Here is a 16,037-nt window from a genome sequence, read left to right as displayed (position 1 = left end):
AAACACCTAATTATCATTTACTGCATGTAGTTCGTCAGCTTCTTTCATAATTCTTTTTCTGTTCATCACGGCCATTATTAATGCTACTGCTGCCAATATACATACACCGATCACACCTATATCGCTTAAATGAACAATAGCCCATGTAAGTGGATTAGCTCCATCACAAATACTTGAAATAGCCATAGCTCCTTCCGGCATTTTAAATTTGGCGTTTATTGCCGCTGTGGTCATCAATGGTGAGAGATTCGTAGCAATCAGAAGGCCTGCTGCTATGGTTAAAATGCCTGTCACTAATGCTCTGAAACCGTTGCCGTTTACCATCGGTATTATCAATACAAACATAAAAGGTATGACTGCGAGATCAGCAAAGGGAAGAACTTTGTTTCCCGGAAGTATAACTGCCATAAATACTGTCAATGGTACGAGAATAAGTGAAACTGCCAGTGTTATCGGATGACCTATCCCTATCGCCGAATCAAGGCCGATATAAATCTTACCTCTGTTTTTAAATCTTTTTTCTATGAACTCAGAAGCTGCATCTGATATAGGCAGCAGTCCTTCCATCAGCATTGCCGCCATTTTAGGAATAAGTACAAGAACTCCGCCGAGTGTTATACCAAGAGTGAGTACAGGACCTATATCATACCCGGCAACTATACCTATAATCAAGCCCAGTACACTTCCCACTAAAACAGGCTCTCCGAACACACCAAACTTATTTTGTATTTTATTGAGATCAATATTTATATTCCTCACCACGGGAATCATATCTATCATTTTATTAATTATTAAAGCAATTGGAACATATGCTCCGCTGAAGCCATGTGGCAGCGATATTCCCGCCAGATCGTTGGTTTTTTCCAGTGCCGGTGCAGTATAATCTGCTATGACCATTATTATTATCATATTCAATACAGCTGCTATAATGCCAAATATCTGGCTGTCAGTGATTATCGCAACCAATGCACCGGTGAAAGCAAAATGCCAATAATCCCATATATCGACATCCACCGTCTGTGTCGTATTCGTAAGTAGCATAATAATATTTATCAGCAAACACAACGGTATTATTACCGTTCCTACCGTAGATGCAAAAGCTATAGCCGCCGCTGCCGGCCAGCCTACGTCAATTACTGACAGACTCAAGCCATATCTTTCCACCATCTGCTGTGCCGCCGGACCGAGATTTGAGCTCATAAGACCAATTACCAGATTCAACCCGATAAATCCTATACCTACGGTCAACCCTGCTCTTATTGCTTTTCCTACACCTGTTTTCAGGATGACTCCAAGAATAAATATTATTATGGGCATCATTACTGACGGTCCCAGACCTTGCACAAATTTAAAAGCAGCCAATACAGTATCCATTATTTTCCGCCTTTCTAATTTATCAATTATTATTTTTTCAGTTCAGTAAAAATTTTTTTTACAGTATCTTCAAGACCCCGTCCCGTTAAAAAAGCAATTCCCATTATAAAGGGACATTTTACCTCGGAAACCATTGTGGTGGCCACACACAAATCAAAACTTGATGATTTTGAAGGCACTTCTGCAATTTTGCACTGAGCTAATTCATACTGTCCCTTAAAACCATTATCATCAAGAATTTTTTTCATTTTACTCAATACTGCGGTAGAGGTGCAAACACCGGCGCCGCATGCTACAAGAATTTTTTTCATAATTTTCTCCTACTTTCTTAAAAGTATCTTAAACTTATTTAATAACTCATTCTTTGATTCGCTTTGAATTAAACTTGTTAATACACCATTTTTTTGAAATTCAGTCATCAATGTCTGTAAAAATTCTACTTGGCTATGGGCGGCTTTTATTGCCAGCATAAATATTATTTCTACATTCACTTTTGTCCCAGGTGTGCCCATTTCCTGAAAACTCAAAGGATTTTTTAATACTGCAATACTCACTGCAGGTAAATTGACATGCTGTGTATCGGTATGCGGAATAGCTATTCCTGCTTCGTCAAATTGTAGTCCTGTGCAAAATTTTTTTTCTCGTTCTAAAATAGCTGATATAAAACTTTCTTTTACAACTCCTTCCTTATTCAAATTTGCAGCCATTTTTTTTATCGCATCCATGTCATTCTCAGCCTCAAAATCCATAAATATATATTTAGGATCTATATGCATATCCAATGAGTTGTCATCTTGGAATATCATTAAAATACCTCCTGATTTTTTATTTTTTTAATTCTGTAATCAATGTTTCAAACAGAGGTGATTTTAATAGATTTTCACCGCTGTTTCCTTCTATGAAATTATCATATATTTTTTTGAATATACTTTCCCAAACGCTATGGAGTCTCTGTGGTATTCCCAATAAAAATACTATCTGCACCTTTTCCTTATTCCATAAAACAGGATCCCTCAAAATCGCTGCTGCTATCGCCGGTTTTTCCATATTATTTTCCAAAGGATGAGGAATTGCTATAAAATTAGAAAACTCGGTAGAAGCCATATTTTCTCTGTCAAAAATCGACTTTTTAATTTTTTTGTCAATGTAGCCTGCCTTAATCATATTGTCAGCTATTTTTTCAATAACTTCATTTGATGATGTTGCATTTAAAGAAGAAAAAAATAAACTTTTCTTAAAAAATTCATCATAATTAATATCATTTTTTTCAGATGAGACATTGTTTATTCTTTTTTCTATCTTTGCAAGATCATATTCCGTCATTATAGGCTCTACACGAATTATCTTATCTGATTTTATATGTTCTACCGGTACTGTCGTAAATATAAAATCAGTGTCATTTATTGTCTGACTGTTAAGTTCATAACAGCTCATTACTTTTTTTATCTGCAATATACCGCCAAATCTTCTCTGCAGTTTGCTTTTCAGCAGCAGAGCGGCAGAGAGACCTGTTCCGCAGACAATAACAGCTGTTTTGCCCATTTGATTATTAAGCTTATTACGTTCCAGAGCGGCTCCGAAATGAATAGCCAAAAATCCTATTTCGTTTTCATTGGTTTTTACATTTTCTTCCCGCTCCATTATTTCACTGGCTATCACTGCCATATCAAATGCCAGAGGATAATTATTCTTAATTGAATGTAAAATATCATTTCGTATATTCATATTAAATCTTAGTCTGCTGATTGCGGCTATCAAATGGATCATTATACCGGAAAACAGTTCATCGTCATCAAATAAATTTATTCCGATGGTTTCTTTTATTTTCAATAAAATATCATTAATCAATTTTTGAAAATCATCTCTGTTTTTCGATGATTCGATAAATTTTTGACTGGCAATAAAATGCTGCGTCAAATAATATATTTCATTATTAATATCCACACCAAGCTGTTCTTCAACAATATTAAGTATTTCAGCCGCCGGCAAAAAATACGCTGACTGTTTTAACTTCATACGTTCATTTTCAGTGTATTCTACCGTATTTTTTTTACCTGAGCGTCGCATAGTTATGATAATATGAACCAGCAAATTCTTAAAAGCTATATCAGTCAAATGAATATTATGCTGTAGAATCACTTTCAGCAAAATATGTTTTACCGCTTCAATCTCCTGTCTGGGAAATATATCATTAAAAAATTTATTATTCGACAAATTTAATAACTCGTCTCGATTAAAAACATATTCGGATATGCAATATCTTATCTGTGCCTCATTGCCATTTATCTTTATACCGTTTTTCCTATCGGCAGTAAGTTCAAGATTGAAGCGGGCAACACTCCTTTTTATATCACCGAGATACTTTTTTAACGTTGACAGACTGATAAATAATTCATCAGAGAGGTCTTCCTGTCTGACTACTTTGTTGTGCAATGAATTCAGCAAAATTCTGGCAATGATAAAAGATATACGATCGTTATAGTCTGAAGGAACGATATTTATTCCCTTGTAATCCCTAGATGCATTAATGGAATGTTCATCAATGAAATTTTCGTATTTTTTTTCATCATCAACAATCAATAAATATCCACTGCCCGTTTCAGCAGTGATATGTGCTCCTTTATTCTTTAGAAAACAAGCAACCTCTTTCATATCGGTTCTTATCGTGCGACTGCTCACCCCAATCGAATCTGCCAGATGTTTTCCTGTAATAATTTTGTTACTCTTATTAAGCAATCTCAAAATATGCAAAATTCTTTTATTTTGAATAACCATTTTTATATCCTCCAATATTGTCATTATATAAATATTATTATGATAATTCCAGCTATTAAATTTCCTTAACCTGCGGAAATAAAAGATTTTCTTTTATAGTATCATATTCGTAATATCGGTTATGGATAGTAAAATGTATACGAATCTTTGGATTGAGTTGAAGAGTTGTATATGACGTGCTTTTACAATAAAATGTTATTTTTCTGAGAAATAAACTTTGAACAACAATGATTTCACCGCTTAGTACGAATAGCTTTTTGGCAGTAATAGTAATTTTACATTTAATCCACATTTTTGATTAATTATGCGGAACGCAAATAAATAACAAAAACAGCCAAGCTTTAAAATAGCGCTGGCTGTTTTTGTTGCAGCATTTAAAAAAAGCAATTTATCCCCAATTTTTCAACTGCCCAATATCTGGTGTTTTATGGAACTATTTTTCATATATTTCTTTGTATTTGCCACTTTGGTAAAGATGTTCTAGGTAGCATCTAAAAAAATGTGTAAACCTCCAAAAACAGGTGTAAAGTAAAAATATCTGAACATGGAGGCTTTACTTATGAAAAAAAGACAGCAGTAAACTAAGGGAAATAATCGCCGAACATGTCGTCAAAAGCATGACTGATATCCATGAATTCATCAAAATGCTCACTGCCGAAAATGATGATAAACCAAATTAAGAGAAAATCCTCAATACGACCATTCCTGTAGATACTCCCTAACAAGCAGTGCAAGCGCTATTTAGTAGAGAACCTCAAAATATTCAAATTATGTAGGTTCTATATATCCGATATAACTCTATTTTCATTCAATCGAAGTAAAGTTTTTAAAGGGCATCACTTTTACAAGCAATCCCCTTAAAATATATTACTATTAATTTTATATTAGCTTTTAGGGTTTACACAAAACTTGAAGAACTCTCGAGTATAGACTTACGACCTCCTACGCTATCACAGGAGGTCGTTTTCGCTGTTCACAAATATAAGATTTTTTATTCATGCCCTGTCATCATGCGGTGAATGCATTTTGACGATACTTACTTATTAATTTCTTCTTGGTAAAAAGAAATTTTACTATCAAGATTTTTTAAGTATTCTGCCCATTTTCTTTGTTCGCGAAGAATGTATACTCTATGTTCTTGAAGCATTGCCAAGCGTTCGGGCATGGTAGAATCTCCTTCGTAGCGAAGTTCAGCATATTTTTCGATATCTTTAAGGAGCATACCGGTATCTTTTAATCGCTTTATAAAAAAAATCCAACTAATGTCATTTTCGGCGTAACAGCGTCTGCCTATCCTGTCACGGCTGACGCGCAATAATCTTTTTTTTTCATAATAGCGTAAAGTATACTCACTTATATTTGTTTTTTTAGATAATTCTCCAATTGTCATATATTATATCTCCTATAAAAAATATTGACTTACAGTATAGTCTAAGTAATACAGTTATATTGTAATAATCTAAGGAGGTAACTGCAAATGGAAAAAACACGATTTGAACGCGGTATGGAGCAATTAAAAAGTATTGATGGATTAGGCGGAGAAAAAGTTATTGAATCATTGGAGGATATATCTCCAGATCTGGGAAGGTATATCGTAGAATTTGCATTCGGGGATATTTATACAAGAAACGGGCTGAATTTGCAAGAAAGGGAGCTTATAACAATTACCAGCCTGCTTACTGCCGGTGGATGTGAGCCGCAGCTAGCAGTTCACATTAATGGAGCGTTAAATGTGAAAATTCCACCACAAAAAATAATAGAGACTTTTTTGCAATGTATTCCATATACAGGTTTTCCAAAAGTATTAAATGCTGTGTTTGTGGCCAAAAAGATATTCAAGGAAAAGGGGTTACGGATATTATAAAAAAACAGCTTAATATATGCAAGATAAATATGAAGACACAAAAATTATTTTGCCGCCACAATATCAATTTCGAAATTTGCCCCACCGGGCAGACGGCTGACCTCCATACATGATCTGGCGGGATAGGAGACAGTGAACATTTCCTGATAGACACGATTGATAACAGGAAAATCATCTAAGTCAGTCATATATATATTGACTTTAATTGCTCTTTTCAGACTTGAACCGGCCTGCTTAAGAACGATTTCAGCATTTTTTATTGCCTGTCTGACCTGAGATTCTATATCAGAAGGAATTTTACCTGTGGCAGGATCTATGGCTATCTGTCCGGATATAAATACCAGATCGCCATAGATCATTGCCTGTACATAAGGACCTATTATAGTAGGGGTGTTTTCGTCCATTATGCTTTGTAAGGATTTATCATATTTATTTTCCATTAATTTTATTCTCATGTCATTTTGTATATTTGCCATGAGGCCCCTTTCTTCTTATTATGCATAGACAGACAGTGCCTGGAGAAAATCTTCCACCAGATCGCCGCTGTTTTCAATGCCAACGGAAATACGCATCATACCGTTGGTAATACCGATTTTTAAGCGATCCTTTTCCGGCATATCATAATGAGAGGACAGGACCGGATAAGACAGTGTGGTACGATAACCACCGAGTGTCATTGCGTAATGGGCAAGATTCAGCCTGCGCATGAAAGCATTCATTTTTTTCCTGTCTTCCGGTAAAATAATGCTCATCATACCGCCGAAGCCGTTGGTGAATAATTTGCTGGCCAATTCATATTGTTTATGGGATTTTAATCCGGGATAATTAACTTTTTCTACATATGGAGATTCTTCCAGTGCCTCTGCCAGTTTCAGGGCATTTGCCATTTGTTTTTCGACACGCAGATGTATAGTTCTCATACCGCGTGAAACGAGCCATGAAGTAAAAGGGTCTGCTGTGCAGCCGGTAAGAATCTGCATTTTATATGCCTGCGCTATCAGTTCACTTTTACCGACGATGGCGCCGCATACGGCATCACTGTGCCCGTTGGCAAACTTGGTCAGGCTGATGACTGTCAGATCAGCATTATGCTCAAGCGGTCTGAAACCGACTGCGGTCATAAAGGTATTATCAACCACAAGAAAGGCATTATTAGCATGAGCAATATTGCCAAGCTCATCGATATCAGCAACAGTAATCATTGGATTAGCAATTGTTTCTGTATAGAACAGCTTTGTATTAGAACGAATATTTGCCTTTACCATGTTAAGGTCTGTGAAATCGGTAAAAGTGGTTTCTATACCGTAATTTTTCATTATCTCTGTGAATATTTCTATCGTTTCACCATATAGTGTCTGGTCAGCGATAATATGGTCTCCCGCCTTAACTATAGAGATGATCGAAGTATAGATAGCTGCCATTCCTGATGAACAGACGATTGTATCATCACCGTTTTCTGCCTGTGTGAGCAGTTCTGCCAGAGCACTGCGATTGGCATTGCGATTGCGGTTATAACAAAATCCTTTTTCTTTATATCTTTGTTCAAGATCATCTAAGTCCTCTACATTAAAAGCTGTGGTCATATAGATGGGCATAGCTTCTGGATTGGTCACCGGATAGCGGGTGTATGCGCCGCTGCGTAATAATTCAGTTTCAAAAGAAAATTTTTTATTTGTTTCTTTAAACATTATGAATACCCTCCTGTATTTTCTACAACGGCAGTTTATTGTTTTGGGAAGACAATATCTTGCTTAGAAATGCTTTTGTACGTTCTTTTTGAGGGTGAGAGAAGAGCTCCTGCGGAGAATTTTCTTCAACGATGTATCCTCTGTCCATAAAAATAATACGGCTGCCGACTTCACGGGCAAAACCCATCTCATGTGTTACTACTACCATAGTCATACCCTCTTTAGCCAGATTCTGCATGACTGTTAAAACTTCACCGACCATTTCAGGATCAAGTGCTGAGGTAGGCTCATCAAAAAGCATAATGTCGGGTTTCATGGCCAGCGCTCTGGCTATGGCTATGCGCTGTTTTTGACCGCCTGACAGATCGTCAGGGTAAGCGTCAGCTTTATTGGCAAGTCCTACTTTGGTTAAAAGCTGTGAGGCTGTTTCATAAGCTGTATCGCGGGATTCTTTTTTTACTTTTATCGGCGAGATCATGATATTCTCCAGAACGGTCATATGCGGGAATAGATTGAAGTCCTGAAAAACCATACCGATTTTTTGGCGTATTTTATTTATGTCTACTTTAGGATCAGTTATGTCCTGCGCATTGATATAGACATGACCGCTGTTAATGGTTTCGAGTTTATTCAAACAGCGAAGAAATGTTGATTTACCGGCTCCTGACGGGCCTATGAGCACGACGACTTCTTGAGCTTTAACAGTTAGGCTGATACCTTTTAAAATGACATTTTCATCAAAAGATTTTTTCAGATCTTCTATTTTTATCATTTTACGGGCACCTTCTTTTCGAAATGTTTGAGTATAAAATTGGCGGTAAGAGTGAGTATAAGATAGATTAACGCCACAGATACATAAGATTCCCATACACGGTAATACTGGGCATTCATTGACTGAGCCCAATACATCAATTCTGGAGTAGCTATGGTCGAAGCAAGCGAGGAATCCTTGATAAGACTGATAAATTCATTACCCAATGCAGGAAGAATGCGGCGTATTGCCTGCGGAAGTATGATATAGCGCATGGACTGAATTTTAGTCATTCCCAGAGATCGTGATGCTTCAGACTGTCCTCGGTTTATCGATTGGATACCGGCACGGATTGTTTCGGCGATATAGGCCCCGGCATTCATAGATAATGCCGCAATAGCTGAGACAATACCATTGGCTTCACCAAAAAGAGCGGGAATAACACCAAAATAAATGATAAGTATTTGCACGAAAAGAGGAGTACCACGAAAAAAACCTACATAAGCCTTGAAAATAAAAGCAATAAATTTATTTTCAAGCAGTTCTCCTATGGCAATAAATAATCCCATCAGTGAACCAAGAAAAACTCCTGCTAAAGATAGGCCTATAGTCAATAATGTTCCCATGAGAAAAAAATGGGAGTATTCCGCAATGATATCGAAGCGAAAATCCATCATTTATATGTCCTCCTTCAAGATTATTTTTGCTGTGCCTTAAGTTCATCCAGATTTGGTGCGGTTTTAAACCATTTTTGATAGATTTCAGCATATTTATCATTATTAATGATATGCTGGAGTGATTCATTCATCTTCACAGCCAGATCACTCCCCTTAGGGAACATTATGCCAAAATATTCGGGAGAAAAATTTTCTTTGTCTTCAATGATTTTAAGTTGTTCATCAGGATTTTCCTGAATAAAAATCTTGTTTGCAGTGTCATCGCCGACAACCGCTTTAGCGGTGCCGTGAAGTAATTCTATATAAGTCAGCCCGCCTTTTATTTTCTTGATATGTTCATCATTTTTGCCCATCAGTTTTTCCACGGCCTCCTGCCCGGTGCTGCCACTTTGTACGGCTACCACTTTATCTGTCAGATCACGGGCGCTTTGGATATTGCTGCCATCCTTAACCACTATGGACTGTCTGGAAATAAAGTAAGGATTGGAGAAATCATATGTCTGTCTGCGGTCATCAGTAATGGTAATACCTGCAATTGCTGCATCAGCTGATTTGTCCTTGATCTGAACAAACATCGGATCCCAGCCCACATCCTGAACTGTACAGTCATATCCGGCATCTGCGGCCAGCGCATTAATAAGATCAATATCAAAACCAACTACTTTACCATTGTCCACATATTCAAAAGGATTCCATTTTGCGTATGTGACTACTTTGATGTTTTTCTTGCTGTCCGCCTGGCCGGCAGAAGAACCGCAGCCGGTCATAAGTAATCCGAAAAGGGATAGAATGATCCCTGCAATAATAAATTTTTTCATTTAGTATGCACTCACTTTCTTTTAAAAGGTTGACGATATATATTGCAGAAAAATAATGTGAAGAAAACCCTCCTTAAAATAAACAAAAAGATGTTTCGGAAAATTTTCAAAAAAGAAAACTACCCAAAACATCTTTGTTTTGTCTGTTATTAAACTAAAGTCAATAATAAAAATACAGCCGTTAAACAGGTGGCAGATATTTACTGCAAAAAGTCTGTCAATCTGCTATGGACACATCATAATCTCTATATTTGATACAGAGTCAACAAGAAAATAAAATTATTTTTGCCAGATAAGAATATAGATGCCGCAGATGACTGCTGCGAGTCCGATAATATCGGAACTGCTGATGACCTCACCTAAAATTAGGTTGCCGAAGATAAGTCCGGTGAAAGGTGTGACATTGTTGAATACAGCACCCTTGACACCGATGAGTTCAATGCCCTTATTCCATGCCAGCATGGCTAAAACACCGCCGAAAATAACAACAAATATATATGAAAGCACAGATGTCATATTCGGTACTGTCCAGCTTAAATTTCCTATGCTTAAGATGTAGGGAATAAAAGTGCCTATCCCGGTAAAGCTTGCCAGAGCGGTGACTTGTAATGGCGGCAGGTTTTTCAGAACATAACGGCTGGCTATGATATAAACAGACCAGGACACTTCATTGATAAAGAAAAGCAGATCACCGATGTTAAGAGATTCGTACCAAATATTGCCTATATTGCCTTTGGTCAGCATAAATATGACACCAAAGAAGGAAAGCAGGATGCCGCCCCACTGCAATAAAGAAAGCTGATCCTTGAGAAATATTCTGGCCAGAAATGCTGTAATGGCAGGGACTGCAGCACTGAATAAGACACAGTGGAAAACAGGAGCGTAGCGCAGGCCCTCATATTGAGAAATGCTGCAAATGGTGGTTCCGGTAAGTCCCATTAATATTAAAATAGACCATTCTTTTTTTGACAGCGCAGGCCATAGATTCATATTTTTGACTTTTATTAATGCAAAATAAAAAAGCAGCATAGCAGCAGAGCGAAAAAGAATTATGGTAGATGTCGAATATTGCAGCAATAGCATTTTTAAGGCGATCGGCTGTATTCCCCAAAAAAAAGTGGCGGAAATCAGAGGCAGAATTTTCCCGATATTAGTCAAGTGGCATCATCCTCGATAGGTAATATTTCGGCAAACCTTTTATATTCATCTGCCAAACGCAGAAACTTTTTTCTGTTGCCGGGAGAATCATCAGGGAAACCCTGTCTGTAGCAGTCAGAAAGACGCAGATAATATTCACGGCAGGGCGATTTTTCGGCAGCTCGCAATATTCTGCCAAGACGCCATGAGTAGGCCTGTACTAATTCTGTATGATCAGGATAATCTTTTTTATATAGGTGAAATAAATCTTCCATGGCGAAGACGGCTCTTTCTTCACCCATATCATAGGCTTTGCGCAGATAAAAAACAGCGTTTGGCAGATCTTTGGCAAAGGATTTTCTGTCATCAATAAAAAATAAACCCTGCTCATAAAGTGCAGCTTCGATTTTTTCTGAACAGTTTGCAAATAAGTACCAGATATGTTCTTCGTCTTTAAGGGAATCTGAACCGTAAAGATAACACATGCCTATGTAATAACGGTGACGGGCCTCTTTTTCGCTGGCAGATTTAAGCAGTCTGCCGAAGCAGCTTGCGGCTTTCCGTTTATCTGTGGCAGTACCGTAGCCGTGCATAAAGCACCAGCCAAGCTTGAATAAAGCACCGATTTCTTCATTTGCTGCGTGTTTATAGGCAGCAAAGGCCTTGCGAAATTCGTACAAGCGAAAAGCGTATTCACCATAGAGAAAGAATTCAGCAGCTGTTTCAGGCGGATGTACTAGCCAATGAAGTGTAGCCAAACGTCCTTTTTCATGCTCATTATCTGTATAAAAACTCATGCGGTACTCCTTAAAAACCTTTGTCAGCACATGGCCCGGAGCTGCACACGGGGCAGCCCTGCTGATCATCACGTATATTTTTTCCATCCAGATAGGCATTACAGCGAAACCTGTCGAAAAATTCTTCTGTAAGAGCACCACTGGGGCATTTTTCTGCACAAACCCGGCATTTCCCGGATTTGTAATAAAGACAGTATGATGAGGACGGACGCGTGGATGGCGGTATGGCTGCGTTTATGATCACGCTGCCCAGTCTTCCCGCGGTGCCGAGACGTGTGATAAGCAGATGATTAAGACCAAATGTACCGATTCCGGCAATAACGGCGGATGCTTTGTGGGCCCAGTGCCCTGTGAGCGAAATAGAATCAAAATTTTCTGTCGGCGGGTCCATTGCTCCTTTGATATTAAGAGCAGACATTTTTATCAGGATGTTTTTGCCAATTTTTTCGAGTAATTCGTTCGTGGTGTCGTAGTATTGCGACCACATGGGAACAATATGCTGCTTTTGTCTGATGGCATGTATCAAAGATAATGGAAACGGGATAAAATAGACAATAACTGTTTTGGCGTCCGGCAGCATTTCTTTTGGATGAAACTGTCTGGCGCCGATTTTGTCGTCCAATGTGGCATAGAGAGGATCATCAGCTGCCGCATAGCCTATTATCGGTTCACGATATTCGAGAAAATTATTTGTTACTTCAGTACGGACGATTTTTTCGATTGTATGCGATAGTTTCATAAAATTTTCTCCTGTATAGGATCAGTCTGAGAAGACACTCAGTGCCTGAGTGAAATCCGCTATGAGATCGTCAGCTTCTTCAATGCCGACAGATATACGCATAAGACCGTAAGATATGCCCATCTTTTTCAATTCGTCCTTTGGAACATGATGATGTGAAGAGTGAAGCGGATGAGAAAGTGTAGTCCGTATACCGCCGAGGGTAGGCGCGTAATGAGCCAGATGAAGCCGGTTCATAAAACAGTTTATTTTTGAGGGATCATCTGGCATTTCGAAGCTGAGCATGCCGGTCATAGTGTACTTGTCTTTAAAAAGCTTTTTCGCCAATTCTTTTTGCGGAAAGTTGTCCAAGGAAGGATGATTCACATGCAGGATCTTCGGATGTTTGGCCAGTGCTGCCGCCAAAAGCGCAGCATTTTTCATTTGCTTGCGGACACGCAGATCAAGTGTGTGAATGCCTCGATAAACAAGCCATGCGGCAAACGGACTGCCGGAAGTTCCGGTCAGCATGCGCACAGAATGTATGATATCAAAAATTTTTTCATCTTTTACGGTAATTGATCCGAGCAGAGCATCGCTGTGTCCGTTCATAAATTTTGTAAGACTGCTTATGACTATGTCGGCACCAAGTGCCAGCGGTTTTATCCCTATAGGCGTGGTAAAAGTATTGTCCACCATCATCAGCGCATTTTTTGTGTGGGCTATATCTGCCAGAGCGCTGATATCAGCGAGTCTGTCTGTGGGATTAGAAGCAACCTCTGTATAAACAATGCGAGTATTGCTGCGAATTGCTTTTTTTACCGCGTCAAGATCAGAAAAGTCTACAAAGTCAACATCAACATGCATCTTTTTCAGAAAGATGTTGATGGCATCGAAGGTTTCTCCGTAAATATTTTCATTGGCAAGGAAATGGTCGCCCGGGGCCAAAAGGGCAAAATACGTTGTCGTTATAGCGGCCATTCCTGATGAGCAAATAAGGGTGTTTTTGCCTTTTTCCAGGAAGGAAATCAATTCTCCCAGCGAACGCCTGTTGGGATTTCTCGTACGGATATATGTATAGCCTTTTTTATCATAAGTTTGCTGTACGTCATCAAGATCGCCCATATTGAAAGCTGTGGTCATATAAATAGGCGATGCCTCAGGCTTTAGATGCTGTGAGTAATCTTCACCCTGATATAAAATTTCTGTAGCTTCGGAAAAATTTGTGGAATCTTCCATGTTACATCCTCCTTAATATGAATGCGGATTTAACCGTCAATGCAGGAAGCGGAATCTGTACTGAGGTATGAATTAAGTCTAAAGTCTATAGCAGTTATAAAGTCAAGCTGTTTTTGCCTGTTTCGTAAAAATGGCCTCAGGCGGTATTTTATTGTAAAAATACAAACCTGGGGCCGTCAAAAAACAGTTTACGTTATTAATGCCTGAATTTCATACGGACAATGATGATATTCAATCAGACTGTCTTCATATTCATTAGCAACAGCAAAAGAAGGAGAAGGATGTTCAGCAAAAAACTTTTTTACCAGTTCAGCTTTTATGGCAGAACGATCAGTGACCCACAGACAAAGATAGAGTCCGGCCGGAAGATTCAGATACTTGCCATTGATATCATCCTCAGGTTTCTCTTTTAGATATGTGAAATATTTCTGGGGAGTGAATTTGCCGTTTAGAAAATCGGGAAAATCAATTACGTAACCATACTGGCGCCGATATGGTATATTGGCCTTATTTTTCAATTTTGCCAATCTTGTTTCGACACTTTCAATAGTATCTTGACGGAGATGGTCCACATACATCAGGTGACGTGCCTCGAACTGCAGAATATAAGGAACATTTTCTATACGGTATCGTCCAAGATAACGGAAATAATCTATGTACCATTCAATATCTTCGTAGCGTTCTACCATTTCTTTGAGTTCCCATACAAGCTTTTTTTTCTGTGCCTCAAGATGAATAAGCAGTTTTTCCGGTTTTCCGGCCCGGAGAATTTCCGCTATTTCTGCCAATGACATGCCAAGCGAGCGTAGATATTTGATACGGTCAATATAGTGAAATTGTTTAAAAGAATAGTAACGGTAGCCTGTCTCAAGGTCTATATGCTGCGGGATAACGAGGTTCATATTGGTGTAATTGCGCAAGGTTTGTACGGAAATACCCATAATTTTTGCAGTGTCGCCTATGGAATAAAGTTCCTGCATATTATTACCACATCCTTTCCTGGAAATTGAAAAGACGCATACGGCAAATTTTATGATCTGCCGTAAAGTTTTGATCAGTGGAAAAAAAGAGCACCCGCCGCAGCAGAAATTATCAGAATAAGATTGACCGATATCCGTTTCGTATAGGCAAGAAAAGCACTTGCAGCCGTGATAAAGAGCAGAATGATATCAGGACTGCTGTTGAAATATATAGTTGCAAGGACAACGATACTGAAAGTTGAAACCACAAGTACCATTCCGTCAAGTATTCCCTGTGTGGAAGGGTAAAATCTTATCCGGGCATAAAATTTTCTGACGAGAAGAATAAAAAAAGGAGGCAGTATTAAAGCTATGGCACCAAGAACAGCACCTGTCATGCCGCCCGCCAGATTGGCAAGACTGACAACCCACAAGCCATTGGGGCCGGGAGCAATCTGCCCTATGGCGATAGCTTCGGCAAACTGCTGCTCAGTAGCCCAGCCATTGGCAAGAAAATCGGCATGAAGTGACGGTAAAGGGCCGAAGCCGCCGGTAGAAAATAATACAGCTTTCAGGATAGTCAGAAAAAACAGGCACCAATAGATTATCATTTAGGCGACCTCGGTTTCTTTTTTATAATAAAGGTATAGACAAATATTCCCGAAATGCTTCCCATTATATAGAGCAGGATGACAGAAACGTGAAAAACACAATATAATATGGCCGTAGCAGTCATTATGAGTAAAAAGGAAAGCAGCGGCAGAGCGCCTTCATGGCAGCCGTGCTGCAGAATAGGTTTTATATTGCGCCAGTTAGTGACTATCGATACTCCAAAAATCGCGGCAAATGCAGCTTTCAGACCGTTCTGGACGGCGGGATACTGACTTATGTTCAAATACACTGCAGATAAAGCAAGCGTTATGGCGGCACTGGGGATGATAAGACCCAGTACGGATAAAATACTGCCGCGCCAGCCGGCAAGCTTTCTGCCGATTAAAATAGTATAAGCCAGAATATTGATACCGGGAGTGATCTGTCCGATACCGATAATAGTGGTGTACTCTGCTTCTGTAAGCCAGTGATGTTTGTATATGAATTTATCCTGGATCAGAAATTGAGTGATGGCACCGCCGCCGAAAGAAGTAATGCCAATGCTGCACCATGTAAAAAAAAGTTTTTTCATTGAAAAAGGAGAAATATCACATACTTTTTCCATATAAATATCCTTTGCGAAAGTAAA

General features: G+C 38.7%; 18 protein-coding genes. 1 reads left to right on the top strand and 17 read right to left on the bottom strand.

Going from position 1 to position 16,037, the window contains the following annotated elements:
- Positions 1-6: 6 nt before the first annotated feature.
- From I6758_RS10150 to I6758_RS10130, 5 genes are all read right to left on the bottom strand, one after another.
- The gene (locus tag I6758_RS10150) at positions 7-1,374 is read right to left on the bottom strand and encodes a PTS galactitol transporter subunit IIC (RefSeq protein ID WP_196605146.1); all 1,368 of its coding nucleotides are present in this window, start codon (positions 1,372-1,374) and stop codon (positions 7-9) included.
- Between the two features lie 29 nt (positions 1,375-1,403).
- Positions 1,404-1,685: a PTS sugar transporter subunit IIB gene (locus tag I6758_RS10145; protein ID WP_196605145.1), complete on the bottom strand. Its 282-nt coding sequence runs from the start codon at positions 1,683-1,685 to the stop codon at positions 1,404-1,406.
- Between the two features lie 9 nt (positions 1,686-1,694).
- Positions 1,695-2,180, bottom strand: coding sequence for a PTS sugar transporter subunit IIA (locus tag I6758_RS10140; RefSeq protein WP_196605144.1), 486 nt, complete (start codon positions 2,178-2,180; stop codon positions 1,695-1,697).
- 19 nt (positions 2,181-2,199) lie between these two features.
- Positions 2,200-4,149 (bottom strand): BglG family transcription antiterminator, encoded by a 1,950-nt coding sequence (locus tag I6758_RS10135; protein ID WP_196605143.1) that lies wholly within the window; start codon positions 4,147-4,149, stop codon positions 2,200-2,202.
- Between the two features lie 1,036 nt (positions 4,150-5,185).
- Complete coding sequence (locus I6758_RS10130; protein WP_196605142.1) at positions 5,186-5,539, bottom strand: MerR family transcriptional regulator; 354 nt, start codon at positions 5,537-5,539, stop codon at positions 5,186-5,188.
- Between the two features lie 87 nt (positions 5,540-5,626).
- On the opposite strand from I6758_RS10130, the gene I6758_RS10125 reads away from it, so the two are divergent.
- Positions 5,627-6,013, top strand: coding sequence for a carboxymuconolactone decarboxylase family protein (locus I6758_RS10125; RefSeq protein WP_196605141.1), 387 nt, complete (start codon positions 5,627-5,629; stop codon positions 6,011-6,013).
- 44 nt (positions 6,014-6,057) lie between these two features.
- Here the strand turns inward: I6758_RS10125 and I6758_RS10120 are convergent, their stop codons facing one another.
- From I6758_RS10120 to I6758_RS10065, 12 genes are all read right to left on the bottom strand, one after another.
- On the bottom strand, positions 6,058-6,489 hold the full coding sequence (locus I6758_RS10120) for a RidA family protein (protein ID WP_196605140.1): 432 nt from the start codon (positions 6,487-6,489) through the stop codon (positions 6,058-6,060).
- An 18-nt stretch (positions 6,490-6,507) separates the two neighbouring features.
- Complete coding sequence (locus I6758_RS10115) at positions 6,508-7,701, bottom strand: trans-sulfuration enzyme family protein (protein ID WP_196605139.1); 1,194 nt, start codon at positions 7,699-7,701, stop codon at positions 6,508-6,510.
- A 22-nt stretch (positions 7,702-7,723) separates the two neighbouring features.
- Positions 7,724-8,473: an amino acid ABC transporter ATP-binding protein gene (locus I6758_RS10110; protein ID WP_196605138.1), complete on the bottom strand. Its 750-nt coding sequence runs from the start codon at positions 8,471-8,473 to the stop codon at positions 7,724-7,726.
- The gene (locus tag I6758_RS10105) at positions 8,470-9,129 is read right to left on the bottom strand and encodes an amino acid ABC transporter permease (RefSeq protein ID WP_196605137.1); all 660 of its coding nucleotides are present in this window, start codon (positions 9,127-9,129) and stop codon (positions 8,470-8,472) included. The genes I6758_RS10110 and I6758_RS10105 overlap by 4 nt, the downstream gene beginning before the upstream one ends.
- A 20-nt stretch (positions 9,130-9,149) precedes the next feature.
- Complete coding sequence (locus I6758_RS10100) at positions 9,150-9,947, bottom strand: transporter substrate-binding domain-containing protein (RefSeq protein ID WP_196605136.1); 798 nt, start codon at positions 9,945-9,947, stop codon at positions 9,150-9,152.
- Positions 9,948-10,226: 279 nt separating this feature from the next.
- Entirely contained in the window at positions 10,227-11,105 is an 879-nt protein-coding gene (locus I6758_RS10095) for a DMT family transporter (protein WP_196605135.1), read from the bottom strand.
- The gene (locus tag I6758_RS10090) at positions 11,102-11,881 is read right to left on the bottom strand and encodes a sel1 repeat family protein (protein ID WP_196605134.1); all 780 of its coding nucleotides are present in this window, start codon (positions 11,879-11,881) and stop codon (positions 11,102-11,104) included. Before I6758_RS10090 ends, I6758_RS10095 begins: the two co-directional genes overlap by 4 nt.
- Before the next feature lie 10 nt (positions 11,882-11,891).
- Complete coding sequence (locus tag I6758_RS10085; protein ID WP_196605133.1) at positions 11,892-12,620, bottom strand: epoxyqueuosine reductase; 729 nt, start codon at positions 12,618-12,620, stop codon at positions 11,892-11,894.
- Positions 12,621-12,641: 21 nt separating this feature from the next.
- The gene (locus I6758_RS10080; RefSeq protein ID WP_196605132.1) at positions 12,642-13,838 is read right to left on the bottom strand and encodes a trans-sulfuration enzyme family protein; all 1,197 of its coding nucleotides are present in this window, start codon (positions 13,836-13,838) and stop codon (positions 12,642-12,644) included.
- A gap of 188 nt (positions 13,839-14,026) precedes the next feature.
- Positions 14,027-14,818 carry a MerR family transcriptional regulator gene (locus I6758_RS10075; protein ID WP_196605131.1) on the bottom strand — a complete coding sequence of 264 codons (792 nt, stop codon included), beginning with the start codon at positions 14,816-14,818 and terminating at the stop codon, positions 14,027-14,029.
- Between the two features lie 74 nt (positions 14,819-14,892).
- A complete protein-coding gene (locus tag I6758_RS10070; protein ID WP_231038624.1) occupies positions 14,893-15,408 on the bottom strand; it encodes a chromate transporter in 516 nt (171 codons plus the stop codon).
- Positions 15,405-16,013 (bottom strand): chromate transporter, encoded by a 609-nt coding sequence (locus I6758_RS10065; RefSeq protein ID WP_196605130.1) that lies wholly within the window; start codon positions 16,011-16,013, stop codon positions 15,405-15,407. The genes I6758_RS10070 and I6758_RS10065 overlap by 4 nt, the downstream gene beginning before the upstream one ends.
- Between the last annotated feature and the right edge of the window lie 24 nt (positions 16,014-16,037).

Source organism: Pectinatus haikarae (assembly GCF_015732185.1).
Classification (GTDB): Bacteria; Bacillota; Negativicutes; order Selenomonadales; family Selenomonadaceae; genus Pectinatus; species Pectinatus haikarae.
The sequence above is the reverse complement of the archived record's forward strand: the minus strand, read 5'-3'. Positions and strand labels throughout refer to the sequence as shown.

Coding starts and splice junctions, on each gene's coding strand:
- I6758_RS10110 (WP_196605138.1), bottom strand. CDS start 8,473: ATGATAAAAATAGAAGATCTGAAAAAATCTTTTGATGAAAATGTCATT.
- I6758_RS10075 (WP_196605131.1), bottom strand. CDS start 14,818: ATGCAGGAACTTTATTCCATAGGCGACACTGCAAAAATTATGGGTATT.
- I6758_RS10145 (WP_196605145.1), bottom strand. CDS start 1,685: ATGAAAAAAATTCTTGTAGCATGCGGCGCCGGTGTTTGCACCTCTACC.
- I6758_RS10135 (WP_196605143.1), bottom strand. CDS start 4,149: ATGGTTATTCAAAATAAAAGAATTTTGCATATTTTGAGATTGCTTAAT.
- I6758_RS10105 (WP_196605137.1), bottom strand. CDS start 9,129: ATGATGGATTTTCGCTTCGATATCATTGCGGAATACTCCCATTTTTTT.
- I6758_RS10140 (WP_196605144.1), bottom strand. CDS start 2,180: ATGATATTCCAAGATGACAACTCATTGGATATGCATATAGATCCTAAA.
- I6758_RS10120 (WP_196605140.1), bottom strand. CDS start 6,489: ATGGCAAATATACAAAATGACATGAGAATAAAATTAATGGAAAATAAA.
- I6758_RS10090 (WP_196605134.1), bottom strand. CDS start 11,881: ATGAGTTTTTATACAGATAATGAGCATGAAAAAGGACGTTTGGCTACA.
- I6758_RS10070 (WP_231038624.1), bottom strand. CDS start 15,408: ATGATAATCTATTGGTGCCTGTTTTTTCTGACTATCCTGAAAGCTGTA.
- I6758_RS10130 (WP_196605142.1), bottom strand. CDS start 5,539: ATGACAATTGGAGAATTATCTAAAAAAACAAATATAAGTGAGTATACT.
- I6758_RS10080 (WP_196605132.1), bottom strand. CDS start 13,838: ATGGAAGATTCCACAAATTTTTCCGAAGCTACAGAAATTTTATATCAG.
- I6758_RS10065 (WP_196605130.1), bottom strand. CDS start 16,013: ATGGAAAAAGTATGTGATATTTCTCCTTTTTCAATGAAAAAACTTTTT.
- I6758_RS10085 (WP_196605133.1), bottom strand. CDS start 12,620: ATGAAACTATCGCATACAATCGAAAAAATCGTCCGTACTGAAGTAACA.
- I6758_RS10100 (WP_196605136.1), bottom strand. CDS start 9,947: ATGAAAAAATTTATTATTGCAGGGATCATTCTATCCCTTTTCGGATTA.
- I6758_RS10125 (WP_196605141.1), top strand. CDS start 5,627: ATGGAAAAAACACGATTTGAACGCGGTATGGAGCAATTAAAAAGTATT.
- I6758_RS10150 (WP_196605146.1), bottom strand. CDS start 1,374: ATGGATACTGTATTGGCTGCTTTTAAATTTGTGCAAGGTCTGGGACCG.
- I6758_RS10115 (WP_196605139.1), bottom strand. CDS start 7,701: ATGTTTAAAGAAACAAATAAAAAATTTTCTTTTGAAACTGAATTATTA.